Source organism: Fulvivirga aurantia, from assembly GCF_009711475.1.
GTDB lineage: Bacteria > Bacteroidota > Bacteroidia > Cytophagales > Cyclobacteriaceae > Fulvivirga > Fulvivirga aurantia.
On sequence record NZ_SMMD01000280.1, the window covers coordinates 1 to 1,488 of the forward strand.

The 1,488-nt window shown below is 37.8% G+C and carries 1 protein-coding gene; it reads right to left on the bottom strand.

Features of this window, described 5'->3' with window-relative positions:
• The coding region (locus E1176_RS01135) for an ABC transporter permease (RefSeq protein ID WP_155208749.1) at positions 1 to 1,488 on the bottom strand (1,488 nt) is incomplete at both ends.

The window sequence follows — 1,488 nt, forward strand, 5'->3', positions numbered from 1 at the left end:
CACCCGGTATGTGCGATGTGAGTGTTGCATTTCCTATATCATTAAAGTCAGAGAGTTCATTTTTTAATGACTCGATACGGTTTACAAAAGTTGAGTCGTTATTATCCGTGATGAGTTCCATTGATTTCACAACAAGTATCTCTTTATTATAGCCCAAGCTTTTATTGGTTATGAAGTCTACTTGAAAATAAGCGACAATTGCTAGCATCGAAAACAAAATGGCCATGGCTAACTGAGTCGTCATGAGCACTGATCTCAAGGATGTTTTCTTTCTATTTTGAGAGGTGATCTTGGCAATTAGATTTATGGCTTTTATTCGGGACATAAGTAGCGCAGGGTAGGAGCCAGTTAGTAAGGTGATCAAGACCGTGCTACCGAGAAATGCCGACCAAAATTGAGGAGTCGAAAGCCATTTATATAGGTCAATTTCAACACCCATTTTTTGATTAAAAGCAGGGACAATCAATTGAAGAAGCAGTAGGCATAATAGATGCGAGAAAAGCACCAGGCAGAATGATTCTATTAGAAACTGTGCTCTGATCTCTTTGGTTTTTGATCCGACAATTTTTCTAACCCCCACTTCCTTTGAGCGTTGACTCACAGCTGAGGTGGCCAGGTTGATATAATTAAATACCGCAATCAATAATATGGCAATTGACATAATAAACAAACCATGCACAATCTCTCTGTTGCCATTCAGCTCAAATTCATTGTTGAGATTTGAACTAAGATGAATATCAATTAAAGGTTGAATTCCAATGTCGGATGACACATTAAATTGCTCATTATGTGAGGCAAGATATTGTTTAGAAAAGAGTTTAACCTCTTGCTTAAGTTCTTCTAAGTTGTCTAAAGGCGTTGTTAAAATGTAGGTGTAAAACCCATCCCATCGGTGTAAACTTTGCTTACCATAAACTGGTACCCAGCTCGCTAACATATCAAAATGAAGATGACTGGTTGGAGGCCAGTCTTCGAAAACCCCACTTATTTGCCAGGTACCCATACCCCGCCAATTCAATTGGTTGCCAACGACATCGGTTTTACCAAAAACTCGTAGAGCTAATGATTTTGAAACAATAATTTGATTAGGCTTTGATAGAGCATCGTTATTTGAGCTACCGATCCATTTGAAGTCAAATATCTTCAAGAATGTACTATCTGATAGATAAATATCCTTTTCCGTAAAATTGCTTGGCTTGCCAAGTTCATTTTCAAAGGTGAAAATGGGATGAAATTCTGCAGCGACAGGAAAAAGCCTTGCAGAACTTTCTATGGATGTTATTGCATTTTCTAATTCAATACCGAGTTCTGGGAATACGCTGGCCTTAGTATAAGTAGGCTCACCATCAATAACTCTTGTGTGCGTGAGCCTATAGATTTGAGAGCTTTTTTGATGATGTTTGTCATAGCTATATTCATAATCTACATATAAAATTAAGAGAGACGTGGCAAGTAAGCCGATTGTTAGTCCAATTATGTGTACAAAAG